This window comes from Streptomyces sp. NPDC047085 (assembly GCF_040643735.1).
Lineage (GTDB): Bacteria > Actinomycetota > Actinomycetes > Streptomycetales > Streptomycetaceae > Streptomyces.
On record NZ_JBEYUW010000001.1, the window covers coordinates 1 to 23,505 of the forward strand.

11 protein-coding genes are annotated in these 23,505 nt (G+C 73.1%); 4 read left to right on the plus strand and 7 right to left on the minus strand.

What is annotated here, in order from left to right; translation table 11 throughout:
* Positions 1 to 127: 127 nt before the first annotated feature.
* Both ABZ865_RS00005 and fabV read left to right on the plus strand, forming a co-directional pair.
* Positions 128 to 2,284, plus strand: coding sequence for a type I polyketide synthase (locus ABZ865_RS00005; RefSeq protein ID WP_361221761.1), 2,157 nt, complete (start codon positions 128 to 130; stop codon positions 2,282 to 2,284).
* Positions 2,247 to 3,467, plus strand: coding sequence for an enoyl-[acyl-carrier-protein] reductase FabV (gene fabV, locus ABZ865_RS00010; protein ID WP_361221763.1), 1,221 nt, complete (start codon positions 2,247 to 2,249; stop codon positions 3,465 to 3,467). The genes ABZ865_RS00005 and fabV overlap by 38 nt, the downstream gene beginning before the upstream one ends.
* A 150-nt stretch (positions 3,468 to 3,617) precedes the next feature.
* On the opposite strand, the gene ABZ865_RS00015 is transcribed toward fabV, so the two are convergent.
* The gene (locus ABZ865_RS00015; protein ID WP_361221765.1) at positions 3,618 to 4,457 is read right to left on the minus strand and encodes an NAD(P)H-binding protein; all 840 of its coding nucleotides are present in this window, start codon (positions 4,455 to 4,457) and stop codon (positions 3,618 to 3,620) included.
* Between the two features lie 205 nt (positions 4,458 to 4,662).
* Here ABZ865_RS00015 and ABZ865_RS00020 point away from each other — a divergent pair, with 205 nt between their 5' ends.
* Entirely contained in the window at positions 4,663 to 6,456 is a 1,794-nt protein-coding gene (locus tag ABZ865_RS00020) for an ABC transporter ATP-binding protein (RefSeq protein ID WP_361221767.1), read from the plus strand.
* Entirely contained in the window at positions 6,453 to 8,369 is a 1,917-nt protein-coding gene (locus ABZ865_RS00025) for an ABC transporter ATP-binding protein (RefSeq protein WP_361221769.1), read from the plus strand. Before ABZ865_RS00020 ends, ABZ865_RS00025 begins: the two co-directional genes overlap by 4 nt.
* Before the next feature lie 793 nt (positions 8,370 to 9,162).
* Here ABZ865_RS00025 and ABZ865_RS00030 read toward each other — a convergent pair.
* The 6 genes from ABZ865_RS00030 to ABZ865_RS00055 form a co-directional block, all read right to left on the minus strand.
* Positions 9,163 to 11,457 (minus strand): hypothetical protein, encoded by a 2,295-nt coding sequence (locus ABZ865_RS00030; protein ID WP_361221771.1) that lies wholly within the window; start codon positions 11,455 to 11,457, stop codon positions 9,163 to 9,165.
* Complete coding sequence (locus ABZ865_RS00035; RefSeq protein ID WP_361221773.1) at positions 11,454 to 12,554, minus strand: hypothetical protein; 1,101 nt, start codon at positions 12,552 to 12,554, stop codon at positions 11,454 to 11,456. Before ABZ865_RS00035 ends, ABZ865_RS00030 begins: the two co-directional genes overlap by 4 nt.
* Positions 12,551 to 13,858, minus strand: a complete 1,308-nt coding sequence (locus ABZ865_RS00040; protein WP_361221774.1) for a hypothetical protein — start codon at positions 13,856 to 13,858, stop codon at positions 12,551 to 12,553. Before ABZ865_RS00040 ends, ABZ865_RS00035 begins: the two co-directional genes overlap by 4 nt.
* 64 nt (positions 13,859 to 13,922) lie before the next feature.
* Positions 13,923 to 16,826 (minus strand): hypothetical protein, encoded by a 2,904-nt coding sequence (locus tag ABZ865_RS00045; protein ID WP_361221776.1) that lies wholly within the window; start codon positions 16,824 to 16,826, stop codon positions 13,923 to 13,925.
* A complete protein-coding gene (locus ABZ865_RS00050) occupies positions 16,823 to 20,677 on the minus strand; it encodes a tubulin-like doman-containing protein (RefSeq protein ID WP_361221778.1) in 3,855 nt (1,284 codons plus the stop codon). The genes ABZ865_RS00045 and ABZ865_RS00050 overlap by 4 nt, the downstream gene beginning before the upstream one ends.
* 151 nt (positions 20,678 to 20,828) lie before the next feature.
* Positions 20,829 to 23,393 (minus strand): VWA domain-containing protein, encoded by a 2,565-nt coding sequence (locus ABZ865_RS00055; protein ID WP_361221780.1) that lies wholly within the window; start codon positions 23,391 to 23,393, stop codon positions 20,829 to 20,831.
* Positions 23,394 to 23,505 lie beyond the last annotated feature (112 nt).

The window sequence follows — 23,505 nt, forward strand, 5'->3', positions numbered from 1 at the left end:
GCACGGTGCCGTTCGGTTGCGGGTGGAGGTGAGCGAGCCGGCTGCCGGTGACGGTGGGCGTGCGGTGCGGATCGACGCGCGCCCGGACACGGCCACTTCTGCGTCCTGGACGTGTCATGCGACGGGTGTGCTGGATGTCGAGGCGCCGTCTGCGGACTGGGATCTCACCGCCTGGCCCCCTGCCGGGGCGCGGCCCGTGGACGTCTCCTACGAGACCCTGGCCGGCCATGGGTACCACTACGGTGCGGTGTTCCAGGGGCTGCAGCGGATGTGGCGTCACAACGACCACGTCTACGCCGAGGTCGCTCTGCCCACAGAGCCGGACGCCTACGCCATCCACCCCGCCCTCCTCGACGCCACCCTCCACGCCGCGTGCACCGAGGGCCCCCGGCTGGCGACGTCGTGGCGCGGAGTCGCCGTGCACGCGGTCGGCGCGTCCGCCCTGCGGGTGCGGATCGGCCCGGACCGCGCCGGCTCGGTGTCGATCATGCTGGCCGACACCGTGGGCGATCCGGTCGCCGAGTTCACGGTCGGTACCACGCCCGTCGTTCCCGCCGAGCTGCAGGCCGCCAGGGTGGTGCAACTCGGCGCGCTCTACCGGGAGACGTGGGTCGACCACCTCGCGAAGTCGTCGCCGCGCAGGGCGAACTGGGCGGTCGTGGGCGAGGATCCACTCCGCGCCGCCGTGGGACTGACGGCCGCGGGCGTGAACGCCCAGGCATACCCGGGACTGGACGCCCTGGTCGAAGCCGACGGGGAGGTGCCGGACTACGTGCTGCTCACCGTGCCGACGGGAGCGGAGGTCGCCGACACCGCGCGGGAGACACTGCGCCGGCTGAACGCCCTGCTGGCGACCGAGGAACTCGCCACGTCGACCGTGGTGTTCCTGACCACCGCCGCGGTGGCGGCCTTCGACCCTGCCGACGCCGACCTCGCCGGCGCCGCGGCGTGGGGGCTGATCCGGTCCGCGCAGGCGGAGCACCACGGACGGTTCGTACTCGCCGACGTGGATGCCGACGAGGCTTCCTGGCGTGCGCTGCCGAGGGCCGTCATGTCCGGCGAGCCGCAGATGGCCCTGCGCGAGGGCCGGGTCAGGGTGCCACGGCTCGCACCGGGCGCACCGGCGGGTGCGACGGAGCGGTTCGCCGGCCACGACGGCACCACGCTGATCACCGGCGGGACCACGCCCATGGGTGAGCGACTGGCGCGGCACCTGGTCGCCGTGCACGGAGTGCGGCATCTGGTGCTCACCGGCGCCCTGGCCCCCGAGCCGACCGCGGAACTCACCGCGCTGGGCGCCACCGTCACCACCGCGGCGTGTGATCCGGCCGACCGCACGGCGCTGCGGGAGCTGATCGACCGTCTGCCCGCGGAGCATCCGCTGACCATGGCCGTGCACATCCCGCAGGCGCCGCCGTACGACAAGGAGCCCGATCCGGCACCGTCTGCGGCACCGTCTGCGGCCCCGTCCCCGACCCCCGATGCGCTTGCCGAGGCGATGCGCGCGACGGTCGGTGCCGCGGAGATCCTCGACCAGGAGATCGGGGACGCCACCCTCGTACTGTGCTCGTCGTTCGCCGGAACCGTCGGTGGCGCCGGAACCGCCGCCACGGCCGCGTCGGCAGCCGCACTGGACGCGCTGGCCCGACGGCGCCGGGCGAGCGGCGCCCTCGCGGTGTCGCTGGCCTGGGGACCCTGGGCGCCGGACGACGCACCGTCCCGTGGCGGGATCGCGGGCGTGGGCGTGCTGGGGGCGCGGGAAGCCGTCGCGCTGTTCGACACCGCCTGTCGCGCGAGCGAACCCGTGTGGATCCCGGCCAGGCTGGATCTGGCCGAGCTGGCCAGGCAGGCCGAAGCCGGGAACGCGCTGCCGCCGGTGTTCAGGTCGCTGGTCAGGACCACCGGCAAACGTACGGCGGGCAAAGGCGCGGTCTCGGTGACCTCGCTGCGGCAACGGCTCGCGTCGATGGCGGAAGCCGAACGGGACCGGACACTGGGCGACCTGATCTCCACACAGATCTCGGCGGTGCTCGGGCTGGAGTCGGCCGACGTGGTGCGGTCGAACCAGGTCCTCCTGGAATTCGGCTTCGACTCGCTGTCCATCCTGACCCTGCGGAACCGCCTGCACTCGGCGACCGGTGTGCGTCTGGACACCGCGTCCATGTTCCACCAGTCGACACCGGACGACCTTGTCCAGCACCTCAAGCAGGCACTGCTCGAGGACCGATCCGGCAGAGGAGACGATGATGCACCCACCGCTCACACAGTCGAAGCGCGTCGTTGACCCGACGGGACGTGGTTACCTGCTGCTCGAGTCGCATCCGGCCGGATGCTTCCGCAGCGTGGAGCTGATGCGGGCCGAGGTGCCGGCCCCGCAGGAGCCACCGGCGCGGCGGCCGACGGCACTGGTCATCGGGTCGAGCGCGGGCTACGGCCTGGCGAGCACGATCGCCGGGCTGGTGCGGTACGGCATCGACGGCGTGGGCATCGGCCTCGAGCGGCCGGCCGGGCACCGCAGCGCGAGCGCCGGGTGGTACCGCACCATCGCCACCCACGCGATCGCCCGCGAGCTCGGGGCCGACTTCTCGTTCCGCAACGCCGACGCCTTCGCCGACACCACCAAGACCGAGACGCTGGACCTGCTGGCCGAGCGGTTCGGCGGCGTGGACTACCTGATCTACAGCGTGGCCGCGCCCCGGCGCACCGACCCACGGAGCGGCACCACCTACCAGTCGGTGCTCAAACCGCTCGGCGCGCCGCACACCACCCGGAACCTGGAGTTCGGCGACGACGGAGCCGCGTATGTGCGGGAGGTCACCGTCGCCCCGGCGACCGAGGCCGAGACCGCGGCGACAGTCAGGGTCATGGGCGGCGAGGACTGGTCCCGCTGGGTCACCGCGCTGGCCGATCGCGGGCTGCTGCGCAGCGGTTTCCGCACGGTCGCCCTCAGCTACATCGGCTCGCCGCTGACCTCGGCGATCTACCGCGGGGGCACGATCGGCGCCGCCAAGGCCGACCTGGAGTCCACCGCGTGCGCCCTGACCGAACGACTGGCCGCGGTGGACGGCCGCGCCTTCACCTCGGTGAACGGGGCCGTGGTCAGCCAGGCGTTGACCGCCATCCCGGGCATCCCGCTCTACGTCGGCCTGCTGCGTGGCGTCCTCGGCGACCGCTTCCCGTCCCCCGTCGAGCAGTCGCTCGAGCTGTGGAACCAGCTGACCGCGCACCGGCCCGACGTGGACCGCTCGGGCCGCATCCGTCTCGACGGCTGGGAGCTGTCCGAGCCGGTCCAGGCAGCCGTGGCCGCACGGTGGCGGTCGATCACCCCCGAGACCGTCACCGAACTGGCCGACACCGCGTGGTTCCGAGCCCAATACCGCGCCCTGTACGGCTTCGACGTCCCCGGCGTCGACTACACCGTTCCGGTCGAGACCGCCCTGCCCTGGCCGGACTCGTCGACTCCGTGAACCCGCCGCCGAGAGATTCGGCGGGATCCGGACCCGGCCGGTGACAGCAGTCACCGGTACTTGTAAAGGCATTCGTGTCGGTGCCCGTTCTCATGGGCATCTCGCTTCTCCGCGGCTGACCACCGCACGGCGGTCAGCCGCGGAGGACGCTCAGCGGAAGTCGTCGGCGTGGTCGGCGGCCCACTGCGCGAACGTGTGCGCGGGCCTGCCGGTGATCCTGGAGACGATGACCGAGACCGGGGCCGGAACGCCGTCGGCTGCGGCCCACATGCCCAGAAGCGCTTCGGCCACGTTCTGAGGCGCCTTCTCGGCGAATTCCTCCCGCGCCTGCTCGACAGAGACCTTCTCCACCCGGATCGGGCGCCCGACGGCCTCACCTATGTGCTCCACCTGGCGCCGCAGCGTCAGCGACTCGGGCCCGTGGACGGTGTACGCCTGGTGGGAGTGGCCCGGCTCGGTCAGAGCGGTCACGGCGAGCGCGGCCATGTCCTTCTCATGGACGGGTGCGTTCTGCGCCTCGGGGTACGGAAGGCGCACGACGCCCTCCGCGCGGATCGATTCCCCCCACCACCACCGGGCGTTGGTGGCGAACATGCCCGGCCTGATGAACGTCCAGTCCAGACCCGACCGCTCGATGGCCAGCTCGACCGTCCGGTGCATCCGGGCGATCGGGTTCTGTTCGGCGGTGGCCATCACGACCGACACCGACGACAGCAGGACCACCTTCCGCACGCCGGCGGATCGCGCCGCCGCCACGAAGCCCTCGATCTCCTCCGGTTTGGCGTACAGGAACACCTTGTCGGCACCGGCCAGCACCTCGGGCAGGGTCTCGGGGCGCTCCAGGTCGGCCGGGACGACCTCCAGCCCGGACGGGAAGCCGCCCGCCTCCGGGTTTCTGCTGGTCCCCCTGACCTTTTCGCCGGCGGCCATCAGGCCGGCAGCGACATTACGGCCGACGTTGCCGCGTGCGCCGAAGACAACGGTAACCAAGGGTCGAACCTCCTCGTGGTCGGTGGTGCGGGTGGTGCATGCACCGACCATAACTCAAACTGCGTACGCCGTACCTTCTTTTTGCTATCCTGAATCCGTGGGGCCCACCCAGACCGTCGAACACACCTTGTTCCACGGGCAGTCGACGCTGCCGAGAGCAAGACGAGTGGGCCGCCCGCGAGGGCGCGCACAGAGGGGAATCCAGGTGAGCAAGACGTATCCGCCGCCCAGCGCGGCGATCGACCCCGATCCGAGCCGTTCCTGGTTAAGGCGGGCGTGGCCGTTGGTCCGGGCGCACCGGTGGATGTTCGGCGCGGCTCTGGTGATGTCGGGGGCCAGCATGCTGGTGGCCGTACAGGTGCCGACCCTGATTCAGGACGCGGTGGACAACTCGATCGTGTCGCACACGGTGCCCCTGTCGCACTACATGTGGTGGCTGGTCGGGATGACGGCGGTCATGCTGGTCGTCGGCTACCTGTCCAAGCAGCTGCTGTTCCGCGCCGCGGCCAAGATCGAGTACGACCTGCGCAACATCGTCTACGAGCACCTGACCAGCCTGTCGTTCCCGTTCTACGACCGGATGCAGAGCGGGCAGCTCATCTCCCGCGCCAACTCCGACATCCGCGCGGTACAGATGTACCTGGCGTTCGCGCCGTACCTGCTGGTGCAGTGCGGCATCTCGCTGGTGTCGTTCGTGTACATGCTGGCGATCGACGTGCCGTTGGCCATCCTGGCCATGCTGCCGATGCCGCTGCTGTTCGTGGCCAGCCGGCGCATGCAGCGTTCCCTGTTCCCGGTGTCCTGGCTGATCCAGGCCCGGCTGGCCGATGTCGCGACGGTGGTGGACGAGAACGTCAACGGCGTGCGCGTGGTCAAGTCGTTCGCGGCCGAACGGAGTCAGCTCGCCTTGCTGCAGAAGGCCGCGACGGGCGTCCGGTGGGCGAATGTGAAGGACGCCGATCTGCGCGCTCGGTGGACGCCCGCGGTGCAGAACCTGCCCCGGGTCGGCATGGCGATCGTGCTGCTGTACGGCGGATACCTGGTCATCCACGGTGAGCTGGGCGTCGGCGCGATCCTGGCCTTCAACGCCTATCTCCTGATGCTCCAGGTGCCGTTCCAGGTGATCGGCAACCTGATCATGCTGGGGCAGCGGTCGTCGGCCGCGGCCAAGCGGCTGTACGAGGTGCTGGACGAGAAGCCGGAGATCGCGGACGCCCCCGACGCGCTGGAGATCACCGAGGCGCGCGGCGACGTCCGGTTCGACGACGTCACCTTCGGCTACGGCGACGGCCCCGACGTGCTGAAGGGGTTCACGCTGCGGCTCCGCCCCGGCGAGACGGTGGCGCTGGTCGGTCGGACCGGCAGCGGAAAGTCCACCGTGGCCAGGCTGCTGCCGCGTTTCTACGACGTGCGCGCCGGCTCCGTCTCGGTGGACGGGCACGATGTGCGGGAGCTGACCCTGCACAGCCTGCGGGACACCGTCGGCGTCGTACTGGACGAGCCGTTCCTGTTCTCGGCGTCGGTCCGCGACAACATCGCCTACGGGCGGCCGGACGCGGACATCACCGACATCGAGCGGGTGGCCCGGCTGGCCGGGGCGCACGGGTTCATCATCGAACTGTCCGAGGGGTACGACACCGTCATCGGCGAACGCGGCTACACGCTGTCCGGCGGGCAGCGCCAGCGCATCGCGATCGCCCGGACGCTGCTGGTGAATCCGCCGGTGCTGGTACTCGACGACGCCACCAGCGCCATCGACGTCCAGGTGGAGCAGGAGATCCACGCCGGGCTGCGGACCCTGTTCGCCGGCCGGACGACGTTGATCATCGCGCACCGGCTGTCCACGATCGGCCTGGCCGACCGCGTGGTGCTGCTGGACGGCGGGCGGATCGTCGCGGACGGCACGCACAAGGAGCTGCTCGCCGGCACGCCGCTGTACGCGGAAGTGCTCGCGCAGGCGGACGAGAGCATCGAGGAACTGGGGAGTGTGGGCCGATGACGTCTCCCGCAGGTGGTGGCGCCGCGTTCAACGGCGGCGGCAGGGCCACCGCACCGGGTCTGCCCTTCGCCGGCGTGCCGCCGGAGATGCAGGCGAGTGTCGACAAGTTGCTCAAGACCGAGCCGGAACATCCCGAGCCCGAGGTCGACTTCGAGCACGGCCGGCCCGATCCCGACGGCGCCAGGCTGAGTCTGCGGCGGCTGATCCGCCCGTACTGGTCGATGGTGCTGCTGGCCGGCGTGTTCGTGGCCCTGGAGGCGCTGACGCTGCAGGCCGGTCCGAAGCTGACCCAGATCGGGATCGACGACGGCATCACGGCGCGGGACTCCGGCACCTTGGTGCTGGTCGCGGTCGCGTACCTGGTCAGTCTGGTGGTCACCGGTGTCGCGCAGGCCGCGCGGGTCAAGGTGACCGGGCGGATCGCCGCGTGGGTGATGAACGACCTGCGAGTACGCGTCTTCACCCAGTTGCAGCGGCTGTCGCTGAACTTCTACACCGGCGAGAAGGCCGGCGTGATCATGACCCGGATGACCAGCGACATCGAGAATCTCCAGCAGTTGCTGCAGGACGGTCTGGCGCAGTTCGCCGTCCAGGGCCTGACCATGGTCGTCGTCACGGTGGTGCTGTTCACCTTCGACGTGCGGCTGGCGCTCATCACCATCGTGCTGGTCGTGCCCGTCCTGACCGCGCTGTCCGTGTGGTTCCACCGGGCGTCCGGCAAGGGCTACGTGCGGGTGCGGGACACCATCGCCGACGTGATCGCCGACCTCTCCGAAAGCCTGCAGGGTGTTCGCAGCGTCACGGCGCACAACCGGCAGCGGCACAACACCGAGCATCACCGACAGGTCACCGGCAAGTACTTCGACGCCAATGTCCGCACCGGCCGGATCAACTCCATCTACACGCCGAGCACCCAGGTCATCGGTGTCGCCGGGCAGCTCGCGCTGCTGGCCATCGGCGCCGGAATGGTCGCCGACGGGGACCTGACCATCGGCGAACTGGTGGCGTTCCTGCTCTCCCTGGGCGCCTTCTTCCAGCCCATCCAGCAACTGGTGCAGCTGTACAACACGTACCAGCAGGGGCAGTCGTCGATCGTGAAGCTGAGGGATCTCCTGAGCACCCGGCCGGAGGTCGAGGAGGCCCCCGGTGCCGTCGATCTGCCGAAGGTCGAGGGTGAGATCGTCTTCGAGGACGTCACGTTCGGCTATGTTCCCGACCGGCCGGTGATCTCCGATGTGTCGCTGGACATCCGGGCCGGTGAGACCGTGGCGTTCGTCGGACCGACCGGCGCAGGCAAGTCCACTCTCGCCAAACTGGTGACCCGGTTCTACGACCCGACCTCCGGCCGGATCCTCATCGACGGGCGCGACCTCCGGGACGTGCGGATCGAGTCCCTCCGCCGGCAGATCGGCGTGGTGCCGCAAGAGCCCTTCCTGTTCGCCGGGCCGCTTCGGGACAACATCTGTTTCGCCGCCCCGGAAACCTCCGAAGACCGGATCCGGGAGGCGCTGCGGGTGGTCGGCCTGGTCGACGTGGTCGAGCGGCTGCCCGACGGCCTCGACACCGTCGTCCAGGAGCGGGGCCAGTCCCTCTCCTCCGGTGAACGGCAACTCGTCGCCCTGGCACGGGCCTTCCTGGCCCAGCCCCGGGTGCTGATCCTGGACGAGGCCACGTCCAACCTGGACCTCCGGTCGGAGACCAAGATCGAGGAGGCCCTGGACGTACTGCTGGAGGGCCGCACCGCAATCCTGATCGCACACCGGCTCTCCACGGCCATGAAGGCCGACCGCATCGTCGTCGTCGACGAGGGTCGGATCGTCGAGGTCGGTGCGCACGACCAACTCCTCGCCGCAGACGGCAAGTACACGCAGATGTACGCCACCTGGACCAGCCAGACCGCCGAGGCTCACTGAGGAACCCCGCGAGTTCCTCGCGGGTTTCTCCGTCCGGCTCGTGACGGACGGGATCGGTGAACTCGTGGTGCCGTTGGCGGTGCCGGCAACGGCGCGGGAGCTCCGGCATTGTCGCAACCGGAGCCGAGCGCCTCGGCCGGGCGGTGCTTGCTCGAACAGGGGCCGTCCGGCTGGACGATGTCCGAATCGGCCCGGAGGACGAACCGTCCCTGAGGGACGGCATGGTCCTGCGCACCGGGCCCCGGCACCTGGTCCGGCTCCGGACCGGCTCGACTTCAGTCCCAGCGTTTTGAGGGTCGACGGATATTGCAGGGAGGAGCCTTGGTCGCGGCAGGGGCTGACCGTTCTGCCGCTCACCGAACGGAGCCGCGTGGGCTCAGGCGCACCTGCACCCGATGCGGTGTCGGTCGACCCGGTGCGTCGGACGCAGGTGGTCGACGCGCGCGGCTGCCCGGGATCAATGACGCGCATCTGCACGGTCGGCGGACCGGTTCGCGCTGCCGCCTCAAATCGTCGACGTGGGAGCGGCGCCGTCGCCGGACCCGGGCCCACGTCCGCAGTCGGACCCACCCCCCGTGACGCTCCTCCGACGCTCCGAGGGCCTGACTGTACTCGGAGCTGTTCACCTCCCGGTCGTTCTGATCGTCCTGGTGCTTCCCGTTTCGGGGCTGATCCGGTCGTTGGTGATCGCCTCACTGATCGTCGTGGCGTTCTGCGTGCTGGGCACTCTGTCTGACGGTGGTGGCCGTCTGCAGGTCTGCCTCCGATCACTCGGGAGCAGACCTGTGTCCGCCTAAGGGTGTGCCTTCTCGTACAACGCCCGGGTGATGGCCAGCCAAGTCTCCTTCGGCAATGCCGGAATCCGGTCCTCCTCCGTGTCGATCAGGAGTTCCTGCAGGATCCGGTGGTCGGCCGGGGCGTCGGAGGAGGCGATCGAGCTGAGGTACTTGGTGAGCTGAGGGCTCTGGGTCTTCGTGGTCCGGGGTTCGATGAGCCAGCTGAAGAACCAGCGGATCATGCGGGCGGTGCGTTGGGTGTGGAGGTCGGTCACGTACGGGTCCGGGAGGTCGGGGGGTGCTGTGATCCGGAAGTCGATCGCCAGGAGGCTGGTGAGGAGGTCGCGGGCCGACTCCTCCGCCTGGACGGCGGGCGGGAGGTGTTCGAGGACGATGTTCTGGGCGGCGTAGGGCAGGGGTTCCCGGAGGAGGGACAGGAGGTCCTCGTGGTGGGTCTGGGCCAGGCGTTCCTCGGCCTTGTACCGGAGGTCGGCGGCGCGTCCCGCACGGCTCGTCGCGCAGGTCAGGTCCTCGGCCAGGGCTCGGATCTGGGACATCTCCATACGTGCCCGGCGGCCCCTGTGTCCCAAGAGTTTCGAGACCGTCGATCGTGCCGCGACCGGCTGGTCGAAGAACTTCGGCAACGCCTCTGCCCTCAGGGCGCGTTGGTGGTCCGGCGTCAGCCGGTCGGTGATCGCTCCCATCGCCGGGGCCGTCGCGGAACTCATGCCGGCCCCCGTAGCGGGGCCCGTCGCGTGGCGGGTGATGGGCGCGTCCGCCCGTGGGGAGAACTCGGGGGGCGGGTTCGGCAGTGGCGGGTACTGGGGCGGGGTGCTCGGTGGCTCCGGGTATCCGTGGTGGACCTCCTGTCCTGACCGTCCGGAGTGTGTGTGCTGCCCTGGCTGCCTCGGTTCCACGGCCTGCCCGGACGCGTACGTCCCCTGTGCCGCCGCAGACGTTGATCCGTCCGGTGACGATGCCGACGACACGGTCTGCGTGCCGGACCGCTGCGCTTCCGTCGCTTCGAGTGCGCCTTCCCCCTCCTCCGTAAGGCTCCCCGCCTGCCGTGGCGCTGTCGCCGGCTCCGCCGTCGGGCGGAAGTGTTGAGGGGGCAACACCGGTGTCCTGAGCGGCTGTTGGCGCCACTCCGGCGGGGAGGTCCAGCTTGCGTCGGAGGCGGGGGTGTGCCGGGCCGGTGGATGAGCAGGAAACTCGTCCTGGATGTGAAGCTGTTGCGGCGGAGCGGGCTCCTCGCCCCGTTCCGTGGCCGGGGATGGGGAGATCACGGGGACGGAACCCGTGTCCGTGGTTCCTGGGCCCTCGTATCTGGTGGGCCACACTTCGCGGAGCCGGGCGTGGAAGCGCCGGTGGTCGGGGTCGGTCGTGTTCGGGTCGGTGTCCAGCAGGCGTTGGTACTTGACGGCGGGCCAGTGCAGGTAGTGGTCCACGAGCGTGGCGGCGAGTTCGGAGGCCAGGTCCGTGCCGGGGTCCAGCAGGTCGATCCGGCGCAGACGGCTGTCCTCGGTGGGGGAGACACGCCAGGCCGGGACGAACACCACCCGGTACGCCTGGTCGTCCATCGTGTCGAAGGTGGCGAACTGCCAGCTTCCCGAGCCCCGGTCCAGCGAGGAGCCGAAGATCCACCACAGACCCCACAGCACCAAGAGAGCCGGCTCCGGCAACTCCCGTACGGGAGGCACCGGTCGATGCTCCCGGACTTCGGCGTGCGCCTTGGCCAGGGACTCGTCCAGCTCGCCCACGAGAGCCGACAGCCGGGCCCCCGGAGTGCGAAGGAACTGGGCCACCAGACAGAGCAGCGGGCGCCGGACCAGCCGTACGTTCTCCCACATGCGGTCCCGCATGTGGTTGGCCAGGGCGTTGAGCCGTTCGCGCGGCATCGGCTCGATCCGCCCCGTCACCCGGTCGGCCCAGCCCTGCTCCGCCCAGGGAACCGCACCCAGGCTGACGCAGTACAGCGGCACCAGGAGCTTCGCCGGCCCCAGCAGCGCATGGCACACCGTGCTGTCGCGCCCCTGGGCGTCGGAGCCCGGGGTGCGGCGGACGAGGAGGACTCGGCCGCCGGGGATGATGTGCCGGACCAGGCTGGGGCGTTGTTCGTCGCCCATGACGCGGAGGACGGGGCCGAGCCGGTCGGCGAGTGCGCGTGCCTCGGGCTCGGGGCAGGAGTAGGCGACCGCGGCGATCCCCGCGCCCCGATGGCCGAGGTTGCCGGCCCAGCGGAACACGACCTGGTGCACCCGGTCGTCGGGTGCGGCCGTGTCGTCGGGTCGGCCGGGCTGCGTCCGGGTCACAAGCCCACCGCCGCCGGTCCGTCCTCGGTGCCGTCGTCGAGCAGCCCGCACATGGCGAGCACCGAGATCAGCGGCTCCAGCACCCGCAACGGCCGGGTACCGTGCGGGAATCTGCCCTCGTGGTCGTGGCTGCCGGTGGCCGAGGCGAAGTGCAGGGTACAGCGCAGCACGCTGTCGAAGGGACCGACCCACGCCTGCCCGGTGTGGTGGCGCAGAAACGAGTACGCGTCCCGGCTCTCCTCCGCGAACCGCTCGGCCATCCGCCGCTCCGGCGGGGGTTCGCCCAGCCAGCGGTCCACAGGCGGTTCGAACCGCACCAGATCGCTCTTGTTGATCACGACCGCCGCCGCCACCCCGAGATACTGCCCGCTTGCGCGCGGCAGCCGGTCCAGCACGGTCTGGAACGCCGGATCGCCGCCCCGGGTGTAGCCGAGGTCGCCGCGCAGCGGGTCGAGATACGGCATCGGCAGCGCCCGCAGCGGGTCCACCACGAAGATCAGCGCGTCCACGCCCACCATGAACCGGGTCAGCGCGTCCGTGCGGCGCAGGTCCTCACCGGCCAGGTCGAAGAACGCCACCGGCCGGGCCAGCCCGTCCGGGCGGCTCAGCAGCAGCGCGTCCACGAACGCGGCGAACTCACCGGCGCTGCGGGTGTGCTCCAGCATCGTCCCGGACCGCAGCCGCTCCACCCGCTCGGTCATGAACGTCTGGTGGTCCTGCGGGTTCACCGACTGCATCTGCAGCCCGTACCGCTTCAGACCGCCGTCGGCGATCTCGGCGATCATCTGGGTGAGCAGATGCGTCTTGCCGGTGGCCGAGTCCCCGACCATCGCCACGGTCAGCGGACTGCCGTTGGTCAGGTACGGCACCGGGATGTAATGGGTCTGCTCGCCCTCGGAGTTGCCGCACCGCTGATAGGCGGAGCGGAGGGTGTCGGCGAGACGCAGCGGACTGATCCGCCGGTCCACGTGCAGCTCCTCGAACAGCTGTTTGTCGTTGCGAGCGAACAGCTGCTGCTCGTCGTAGGAGATGATCTCCAGGCAGTACGGGCAGAGGATCTCCTGGGCGGTGGCGCCCGGCGGCATCGGAACGGTCATCGGCGGGTGTCTCCTTCGGACCGGCTCCCGCCGGGCTCGTTCGTGCCGGAGGTACGGCCTCCGCTGATCCAGGCGCGCAGCCGGCCGCGCTCGCGGGCCGGATACTCGTAGCCGGTGAACTGCGCCGGCGGCGCCTCGCCGTACCGGGGCCCGTCCGCGACGTAGCCGCCCGGGTCCCCGGCGTGTTCCTGCTCCGGAAGGTACGAGGTGTGCGCCGGGGGCGGCGGGGCGAGAGAGGCGTGCTTGCGGCGCCGGATCTCGTCGAACTCCCGCCGGTGGTGCTCCAGCGGGTCCGGCAGCAGCACGCCCGCCGCCTCGGCGGCGACCTCAGGCACCAAGGTGCGCAACAGCGCGTCCGGCGTCGGCCGGTCCTGGGCGTGCCGGGCGAACACCTGGCCCAGGGTCTCCGTCACCGACCGCTGCGCGGCAAGATCGGCGGGCGGTCCGTCGGCGTTCCCCGGCCGGCCGGTGACCAGGTGGTACATCACCTGCGCCACGCTCCACAGCGCGTCCCGTGCCTCCGTCGTGCCCACCCCGGCCCGCTGCTCGGGCGAGGCGTAGGGCGGGATGCCGTACGGCACCCGGGGACGCCCGGCCCGGACCACCGAGCCCAGGTCCCACACCTGCACGCCCTGCGCGTCCCAGCGGACGGCGCCCGGCACGATGCCCCGGTGCACCAGGCCGACCGCCTCCATCAGCCGTACCGCCAGCACCAGATCGCGCTCCACGGCCCGCTGGTCGCCGATCGACACCCGCTCGGTCGGCCCGGACAGCGGGCGTCCGCGTGGTACGGCGTACAGCACGAACGGCGTCAAGGTGTTGACGTCATAACCGACCGGCGTCGGGAAGAGGCCGCCGAAGCGGGTGCCCGCGTACGCGCGGTGCAGCGCCAGCGCCGCGGTGATCTCCGCCTGGAGCAGGGTGTACGCCTCCCGGTCCGCGCCCGCCTCCTGCGGCAGCCGGACCTGGAAGCCCTGCCAGCCGTCCTCGAAGCGGACCGGCCGGGCCAGCGCGGGCGGCCGGACCAGACGCGGTCGGTCCGGCCCGAACCTGGCCCGCACCCGGTGCGTGACGCCTTGCGGCGAGACGAACGAGAACTCCACGGCTGCCTCCCGGGACGCGGCGGGGCCGGTGCCGGTCTCCCGGCCGGTGTGCTCGCGGGGCCGCATCCGCTCCGCGCGGTCACCCTCCGCGTCGTGGACGGACTCCTGACGGGCGGTCGGCCGGGGGGCGGCCGCCGCGTACGGCTCCGGCGCCGGCCCGAACCGGTCTGGGCGCGGCGCGGGTCGGTGGTCGTTCACCATGACTTCCCCACTGTGTTGGTCCGTGCGCCCGGGGCGCGGTCGGTCGTCGTCGTACGGGTACGGTTCACCGCTGCGCCCATTCCTCGCCGGGGTCCGGGACGGTTCCGGTCGTGCCGCGGTCCGGGCCGGGGAGGGGGCCGTCGTCGGCCCAGGTGCGCACGCGCACGTTCTCCACCACACCGGCACGCAGCGGGACCAGCCGTAGCGTGCCGGCGAAGCGGCCGGACGCCGTCCACACCATCGCGGCCGGTTCGCCGTCGGGGCCGAGCCCGCCTGCACGCACCTCCACCGCGGGCCGTACGGCCCGCGGGGCGAACGCGATGGACCGTGCCTCGGCCGGGTCCCGGCTGAGCAGCGAGAGCTGCGCCGGGGGGCACAGCAGCAGTGGCCTGCCCTGCTCCGAACCGGTGTTGAGCACGTCCCGGACCCGCTGCGCCCCGATGCCCAGCAGCGCCGAGGCGTCTCCCCGCACCCGGTCCTGCCGGGCGTAGGGCGGGGCGGGCACCACCCCGTTGTCGCGCAGGCCCAGCCCGGCCGCCGCGATGGCCCGGGACACGGCGGCCTCCAGCGTGGTCGGCGCCCCGCCCGCAGGCCCGGCACCGCCCGCGCCGCCGTCGGAGCCGGTGTGGCCGCGCAGCGCGGCCACCGTCGCGTCGGCCAGGTCCGCCACAAGGGTCGGCACCAGGTCGGGGCCGCCCTCGCCCGCGCCCCGGTGCAGCCAGGGCGGGTCCACCCGGGGCACGTGCCGGGCGCGGCCGCCGGGCGCGTCGGCGAGCTCGGCCCAGCCGCCGGCCGACGCGCCGGCCGGCGGGTCGTCGGGCCAGTCGGCGTCCGGCCAGGACGAGTCCGGCTCCGACGAGTCCGGCTCCGACGGGTCCGGGCCCGGTGGGTTCTGCCCCGGCGAGTACTGCCGTGCCGGGGCCGGGTGCGACGCGTACTGCTGCGATCCGGTCGGCTGTGAAGCGTGCGTCTCCGACGCGTACGGCGGTGAGGCGCTCGGTGGTGCCGCGTACGGTTCTACCGCGTACCCCTGTGTCGCGTCCGGGTGCGCCGGGTCCTGCCAGGCGCCGGGGGCCTCCGGCCGGTCGTCAGGCCAGGACGACTCGTCCCAGCCGGGGTCGGACCAGCCGTCCGGACCGGCCGGTCCCACACCGGAGGTGTAGGGCAGGCCGGACACCGGGTGTCCCGCGTCCGCCTCGACGGCCGCGCCCCGCAGCACCGCCGCGAGCGTCCGGGCGCCGTCCGCGCACCGGGTGCGCTCCTCGGCCGCCCACCACTGCCGGCGCAGCGCGTCCGCCAGGACGGCGTCCACCCGGGCCAGACACGACCCGAGTTCGGAGGTGCCGGTCGCCTCCCACCAGTCGGCCACGCCCCGGCGCCACCAAGCCCCGACGCACAGCGCCGCGCCGAGCGCACCGGCCAGCACACCCGCGAGCACCAGCTCGCGCGGGACGCTCACCAGCAGGGTCAGACCGAACCCGGCACCCGCGCCGGCCGCCAGCGCGACGGCGCGGGCCGCGTGCGCCCGGTGCACCCGGCCGCCCGCCGCCCGGCCCGGCCGGACCGCGCCGGCCAGCGCGCCGCCGAGCAGGAACACCGCCGCGGGCAGCAGCGCGAGCAGCGTGCCGGGCCACGGCGCGAGCGCGGAGACGAAGGCGGCCAGCGCCGTCGGCACCAGCTGCCCCGCGCGGGCGCGGGCGAAGTACAGCGGCACCGCCGCCGACATCCGCCCCAGCGACTCCTCCGGGCACGCCCGCTCCAGGTCCCGCAGCCGGGCGGCGGACGGCATCGGAGCGACCCGCTCAGCGAGCGCCGTCAGTCGGGCCGCGACCGCGCGCAGCGGCAGCCCCGAGGTCAGCCAGCGCGCGGTGCAGCGCTGCAGCCCCTCGTCCGACTCGCCGCCACGTGACCGGCGTTCCCACATCTCCTCCGGCAGCGCCACGCCCCCGTCGGCGAGCCGGGCCAGCGCGTCGCCGTGCGGGACACCGGGCGAGCCGCTGTCCCGCAGCACACGGGCCACCACGTCCCGGTACCGGTGCAGCGAATCCACCGCCCGTGCCATCGCCGAGGGCACTCCGTCGGCGACCCGTCGACCCGTCAGAAGTGCCCGTGCGGAGCCCAGTTCGGCCCGGGCCCCGGCGAGGGTGTCCACGGCCCGTACGCAGGCGGCGCGGGCGGCGTCGGCGGGGCCGCCCGGACGCAGCAGCGCCGTCACCGGGCGTTCCGGACCCGGACCGAGCAACTCGGCCAGCATCGGCGGGAGTTCCTGCGCGGCGGGCGGCCCGGCGACCGGCACCTCGCCCCCGGCGAACCGGGCCAGCGCGCCGGTCCACGCGCTGTCCCGCGCGTCCGGTGTCAGATCGTGCTCCAGCACCCGCAGTGACAGCGTGGCCACCGACACCGGGGCGTCGTGCAGTTCGGACAGCACCTTGTCGAAGATCTCCCGCACCCGCAGCAGATCGGTCAGTGCGACCAGCGCCGCCTCCGTTTCCCCGGCCGGGTCGGCGGTGCGCGGATCGTGCCCCGCCCGCGGATCGGGTGCCCACAGCACCCCCGTACCGGAGGACTGCAGCACGGACGCCAGCCGCAGCCGACGCCCACCCTCCACCGGGCGGCCGTCCGGGTACGACGCGTCCCGGTGTGCCGGGTCCGGGTACGACGCGGTCCGGTACGGCGCGTCCGAGGGCGGCGGGCTCGCGGACCGCCGCCGCTCCAGGCCGCCGATGACCAGGCAGAGCAGGCTCACCGCGCCCAACGTCGGTGCGGCCGCGATCAGTTCGTACGCCTCCGCGTGCGCCGTCAGCCCGTCCGGCTCGTCCACCACCAGGAACCGCAGGTCTCCGGCATCGTCCCGGCCGCTGTCCGGCAGCCGCGCGCCCACCCGGCGGCGCAGCTCGGCGCCGTCCGCGGGTACGTCCCGGCCGCCCCGGAAGTCGAGTACGACGACCGGGCTCCCCATGGCGCTCACGCGTGCCTCTCCCAGCTCTCGCGGGCGTCGTCGCCGTCGCCGTCGGACGTGATCTCCTCGTCGGGCCAGTCGGCGTCGCCGTCCGCGTCCGAGATGCCCCACGGCGCGGCAGAACCGGCGCCGGGCCAGCCCGGGTCGGGTTCGGCGGCGCGCGGGAAGGGCGGGTACTCCGGCGCCCGAGCGGGCGCCGGTCCCGGCGCGGGCCACCCGGCCGGCGCCTGCCGCACCGTGGGCCGGCCGGCGGGCGGCAGCGGTCGGACCCGGCCCGGGTCCGCCGGCGCTGTCGGGCCCACGTCCTGGCGTGGGCGGTCCGCCGGAACCGCGGCGGCCGGGGGCGGGGTGTCCGGCCAGTGCCGGGTCCGCTCGTCGTGCGGGGCCGACGACGGCCACCGCGCGTCCCCGTCGCCGCCGTGCCGGGCGGCGGGCACCTCCCCGGCGGGCGGGGCACCGGGCGCGGGACCGGGCCGGGCGGACGGCACACCTCCCGGCCGGCTGCCGGCCCCCGGCGCGCCGTCGGCGCCCGGCCTGCCGTGTGCGGGCACGTCCCAGCCGTCGGCGCGCCGGGGCGCGGCGCCGCGTGCCGCGCCGTACGGATCGGCGGACTGCCCGCCGTCCGCCGGGCCGGGGCGCTGCGGACGCTCGGCGGGCCGCTGCTCCCACGACCGGTCGGAGGCCCACCGCTCCCCCTCCTCCGGGTGCCGTGGGTCCTCGCCCGCGCTCCGGCTCTCGCGGACCCACTCCTCCAGTTCGCGCAGGGTCGGGTGGGCGCGGTTCTCGCCCTCCGGGAAGGGCAGGTCGAGCGCGTCGGGGAGGGTCTCCGCCCAGAACTCGCGCAGTCGGCGCGTCCAGTCGGTCACCCGTGCGCCGTAGCGCCGCTCCCGCTCGTCCAGCAGCCGCAGCTGACGCGGTGCCACCTCGTGGACCAGCTTCAGATACAGCTCCGAGGGCTCGCTTCCCGAGGTGCCCAGCCCGCGCGGCAGCGTGTTCATCACCACCTTGCAGTAGCTCTGCACGATGTTCTCCTCCGCCAGCAGCGCCCAACGCTCGTACGCCCGCAGCAGCCCGGCCCAACTGGAGATGCCATCCTGCAGGTCGGTGAGCGCCAGCTGGATGCCGAGCGCGTCCTGGCCGGCGTCGTCGTGCAGCCGGATGCGCAGCCGTTGCGGGGACACCGGGTCGCCCTGGTAGTCGATCTGGCCGTTCCACAGCGCGCACAGCAGCCGGTTCAGGATGTGAGCCCGGTCGTCGGGCGTGCTGGCCAGCCAGTCGTCGCGGTACCCGAGCCGCTGCCGCCAGCGCAGCACGTCCTCGTCGCGGCGGGTCTCCTGCGCCCTGGCCCACTGGCGCAGCACCTTGCGGGCCTCCGGCACCTCGGTGAGGCTCATCTCGCTGCGGAACAGCACCACGGAGATCGAGTCGGTGTCCACAGCCCGGTACTCGATGGTCCGCTGGCTGTCCGGAGGCAGTCGCAGATGCTTCTCAAGGTAGTTGTCCACCGTCACCCGGCGCGAGCCCGGATAGGTGATGAGCACCTTCAGCCGCCCGTTGCCCTCGGGGGTGAACGCGGCCGGCAGCAGACCGGCCAGCTTGTACCGGAACTGCTCCAGCGCCCGCGCGCTGACCTGCTGGGACGCTTCGGTGTCGCCCGCCTCGGCGGCCAGCAGCGTGCTCATCCTGGGCAGCAGCGCACGGGCCTGCCGTCCGTCGGGACGCTCGGAGAACAGCCGCTGCACCCGGTGCTTGAACGCGGCCTTCACCTCCGACACGGCCGCGTCGGGGGAGTGCCGGCCGGCCGCGAATGCGCTGCGGCGCAGCTCGGCGTCGACCAGCTTGTGCAGCAGCGCGGCCTCGTCGCCGTTGGGCCCGAGCTGGTGGCTCTCCACCAGACGCTCCATCAGCGCCTGGTAGAAGCGGCCCAGGTTGCCCTGCGGGGGCAGCAGGTAGGAGACGCCGGTGCGGTCGTCGTACAGCTCCTTGACCTGCGCGGCGTGCGCGCGCGGCTGGTCGTCCACGTGCTTGCGGAACGCGTCGACGACCGCGTGCACCTCGTTGCGCAGCAGGTTCGCGGCCTGCCGCCAGCGGGGTTCGTGCTCGCTCCAGGCGCGGTGCCAGACCGTGCGGGCCCGCCACCTGTACCAGCGGTCCTGCGCCTCCAGTACTTCGGCCACCTCGTCGTCCGTCCAGCGCAGCCGGGGCCCCACCATCCGGCCCTTGATCCTCTGCACCTGCGGCGGCTGCACCTCGACTCCGGCGGGCCGCGCCGGGTCCTGCCGGCGGTTGTCGAGCATGCCGAGGAAGCCGAGCCGGGCCACCGCTTTGGTCTCGCCCGGCACGCCCGCCACCACCCGGCCCAGCGTGAACAAGTCGGTCTTCGACAGCAGTTGCTCGGCCGCCGCGCGCGGTGAGAAGCCCTCCACCAGCACCGGCATGCGGTGCGCGACCTGCCGTTCCAGGTCGGCCAGCAGCCGCCGCATCTGCTCCAGCCGGTCCCGCAGCGCGGTCTCGATCTCGCCGCTGCCGCGCGGCAGCGGGTCCGGCGCGGTCACCTCCAGCGGCTCGCGCCGCCACAGCTCGCCCAGCCCGGCGGCGGTGAACATCTCCCGAACCAGCGGTGCCGTCTCGTGCGGTACGGCGGCGGAGGCGTCGGTCAGCCCGGTCACCGCGTGGGCCAGCATCTTGGCCGCGACCAGCTCGGCCAGCTCGTCCAGCGGCGCCGTCATCGACGCGACCAGGCTGGTGGAGATGCCCTTGCGGCCGATACCGGTCGCGGAGCGGGTACGGCGGCTGATGTCGCCGTTGACGAAGTTGCTGGCGAACGTCTGGTAGTCGTCGTCGCGTCCGCCGCCCTTGGCCTCGCCCAGGTTCAGGTCGGTGCCGACCAGGGACACCACCAGGGAGACGATGCAGCGGCGCAGGTCGTCGGGGCGGATGCCGGCCGTCTGGCTGAACAGGAACGCGGTGGGCACGGTGCCCGGCCGCAGCGACACCGGGTGGGTCTGCGGGTAGCGGATGCGCAGTGACTCCTGGAGGTCCACGTCACCCAGTTCCGCCTCCGCGTCCGGCGCGTTCTGCTCGTCCACCAGCCGGGACAGGTCCACCACAGCGCGGGCGGCGTTGAGTTCTGCCTCCCGGCCGCCGCCCTTGGCCTCGGGGAACGCCGACGGCATGACGACCAGCGGATAGATCCGCGCGCCCCGGAACTTCTTGTCCTTGAACGCCTGCCCGATCAGATGCAGGTAGTCCAGGAAGATGCCCGCGCCGGTCCCGCCGGCCACCGAGAACGCCACGAACACGTCGCAGCCGTTGATGGTGTCGCCGCCCACCTCCTGCAGTTCCCCGCCGGACCCGGCGATCGCGTCGATGGCCCGGTGCAGCGGGGTCAGCACCGGCGCGGGACCGTTGGCGAGGGTGGCGAACAGCGCAGCGCGGCCCACCGTGGGCAGCTGGCCGGCACCGTTGCGCAGCGGGTTGATCTTGGGTTCGCCGCCGTGCGGCGGCAGCCAGTCGGACACCTCGTCGCGCAGCAGCGCGCGCAGCATCCGGGTCACCTCGGGCGAACTGTCGTAGTCGGCGGGCAGCAGGTCGTGCGTGGCGCGCGAGGTGCGGCTGTAGGCCTGCCGCAGCGCGGTGTCCGCGCTCAGGTGCGGCAGCCGGCCCAGTTCCGCCTCGCTGTAGTCGGCGTACACGAACTGCAGGCAGCCGGGCAGTTCGTGGGGCAGCCGGCCGTTGCCGGTGAGGGCGGTGCCGTCCGGTCCGCAGAGTTCGGCGCGCAGCCGGCGCTCCAGTTCGGCGCCGATCAGGCCGCCGGTGCCGCCGAGGCCGACGAACAGCATCGGCTGGAAGATCTTCATCGCTTCGTTTCCCCCCTGTCCGGTGCGTGCGCACCGGGCGCTCGATGGGCCCCCAGGTCCCGTGGGCGGACCTGCCGTGGGTTGGTGGTGCGGTTCCGGTGGCCGGGCCGCCTCGCGGGCGGCCCGGCCACCGGTCGTCCGCCGTCCGGTGTCAGGTGGCCTCGTCGAATTCGTCGTCGTACGAGGAACCGCCGTACGAGGAACTCCCGTACGTGTCCCGCCCTCCAAGGTCGTCCGCGTCCCTCCGGTCGGACGGCGCCGGGACGGGCTTCCGCTGCCGGGGCAGCAGGTCCGCGAGCCACCGGGGCGGTCCCGGCCGCCGGGCGGCGGGCCGGCGGCCCGCGCCGCGTTCCGCCCGCAGCCGGACCCGGCCCTCCAGCGGGATGTCACGGGCCAGCGGATACGACTGGTCGCGCCCGTCCGGGGTGCGCAGCCGGACCCCGGTACGCGGGTCGCGCTGCACGGCGTACCGGCCGGTGGGGCACGGGTCCAGACGGGGGCTGGGGCCGTCCGGGCCGGACACGTCGAACCGGTACCAGGGGTCGCGCTTGTGGGGCACCGTCGTCTCGCTGGTCGTCCGCTCCCCGGAGTCGTCGGACACGGTGAGCCGGAGCAGCAGTCCGCCCGGTGAGACGCCCTCGCGCGCCTGCCTGCGGTGCCACACGAACCAGCCGAGCAGTGCGGCCAGTAGCACGGCACCGGTCACCAGCGCCCACCACCACGCGTCCCAGATCCGCCGCGGCCAGGAGGGCACCGGCGTGATGTCCACCTTCACCAGCTTCGCGTCGAGCGGCCGGGCGGAGTCGTCCGCGTCCGACACCTCCATCCGCGCGGTCAGCTCGCGCGGACTCAGCTGTCCGCCGACGGTGAGCCGACCGGCCCGGTCCACGGAGTCGCCGGGGGCCAGCGTGACCTCGGTGAAGGAGAGGGCGACGGCGCCCGGCTCGGTGTCCCGCAGCGACAGGCGCAGGGTGTGCGGCCGGTGCGAGTCGTTGGACGCCAGCAGCCTGAACGGCACGCTGCCGCCGGGGTGCACCTCGGCGTCGTCCACGCGGAGTCCGGCCCGTACCTCGGGGTTGGCCGAGGCGGTACGGGTCAGGAACGGGCGGTGGTCGGCGGTGAGTCCGACGGCACCGAGCACCCCGACGGCCTTGAGCGCGCCCGTCGCTCCCCGGGGGATCGTCACGGCGCCGGTGAAGCGGCCGTCGCCGGCCTTCTTGTCGCCGTTCTCCCCGTCGTCGGAGAGCGCCAGGTCCAGGGGTTCGAAACCGTCGCCGGTCAGCCGCCCCGAGACCTGTAGCCGGCGCAGGTCCGCCGGGTCGCCGATGCCCTGCTCGTCCCGGGTCTGGAGGGTCAGTTCGACGCGGGCTTTCTCGCCCGGCCGGGGCGCGGCCGGCGTCATCACGATGGAGGAGCGCACGGCACCCCGCCACTGCACGGAGACACTGGCCAGCCGGTCCCGGTGGCCCTTCGGAGCGTCGAGCCGGACCTGCCAGCGGCCCGGCCGGGGGTCGGTGATGCGCAGCGACTCCACCTCGCCGCCGGACCCGGCCAGCGTGAACGTCGAGCCGTCGGACCGGCTGCCGGGCTCGATCTTCCGGCCGCGCGGGTCGTAGTACGTGGCCCGCACCGCGCGGTCGCCCTTGGAGACGACGATGGTGGCGAGCGTCGCCAGCGGGGACAGCGGTACGGAGATGTCCGCCGGCGGGGTGTCCTTGCGCGGCGGGTCGGTGACCAGGCAGCGGGCCCCGGCGAAGGCACGCTGCACGGCGTCGCCCAGGGTCTGGGAATCCGTCGCTCTGTCCGCGCGGGGGCGGGCCGCCTCCAGGTCGGTGCACCCGCCCCGGTAGCCGCCTTTCGCCATGTCCCGCAGCGCGTCCATGTCGAGGCCGTCGCCGAAGCCGAGCGGCCAGATCTGCACCTTGGCGGCGCGAGCCTCGGCCAGCGCCTTGGTCAGCTCGCGGCGGCCGTTCTCCTTGCGGCTGTCCTCGTCGGTGCCGTAGGAGGGGCTGTCGCTCACGTCCAGCTTGCCGTCGGTGAGCAGGAAGAGGATGCGCGGGCGGCTGCCGCCGCGTTCGCTCAGCCGGGTCACGGCCTGCCGGATCGCGTTCGGGAAGTCGGTCCCGGTGCCCTGTCCCGCGCCGCGCCGGGCCAGCCGGCCGATGCAGCTGTCCATGTTCTCCCGGGCCACCGCGTCGAGCGTGGTGGCCGGGCACACCTCGTCCACCGGGCTCTGGTCGTCGTTGTCGGCGCTGGCGAACCCCAGCACGGTCATCCGCGACGCCGGGGAGATCTCCCCGACCGCGATCCGCCCGGCGGCGTCCCGCTCCCGCTCCACGTCGGCCGCGCTCAGACTGCTCGACTCGTCCACCGCCACGGCCAGGTCCACGGCGTCCGTGGCGCCCGACGCGGCCGGGGCGAGCGGCGCGGGCAGCGCCGTCCGGCCGAGCGCGGTCTGCCCGAGCAGCAGCAGCGCCAGCACGGCGGCGGCCCGCCGGACACCGAGCAGCCTTCGTCGTCTGGCGGGTGCCGTACGGCGCGCCCCGACCGGCGCGCGGGTGCCGGACGCGGTACGGGCGTCAACTGCCTCACGGTGCGGAGCGGTTGTCGTACCGGCGTCGTACGTCGTACGGGTGTCGGACGCCGTACGCCCCCCTCGCCCCCGTGCCGCGCGTCCCGGGCCGCCGCGCACCGGTGCGGTGTCGTGTGCGTCCATGTCGTCCCCCTCAACTGTCACTTGATAGACGTAGATGTCGGGCGTGCGAGTCCGGTGCGGGCCCGCGTGCGCCCCGGTGTCGGCGGCCGGTGCCGCCGTCCCCCCTGCGCGC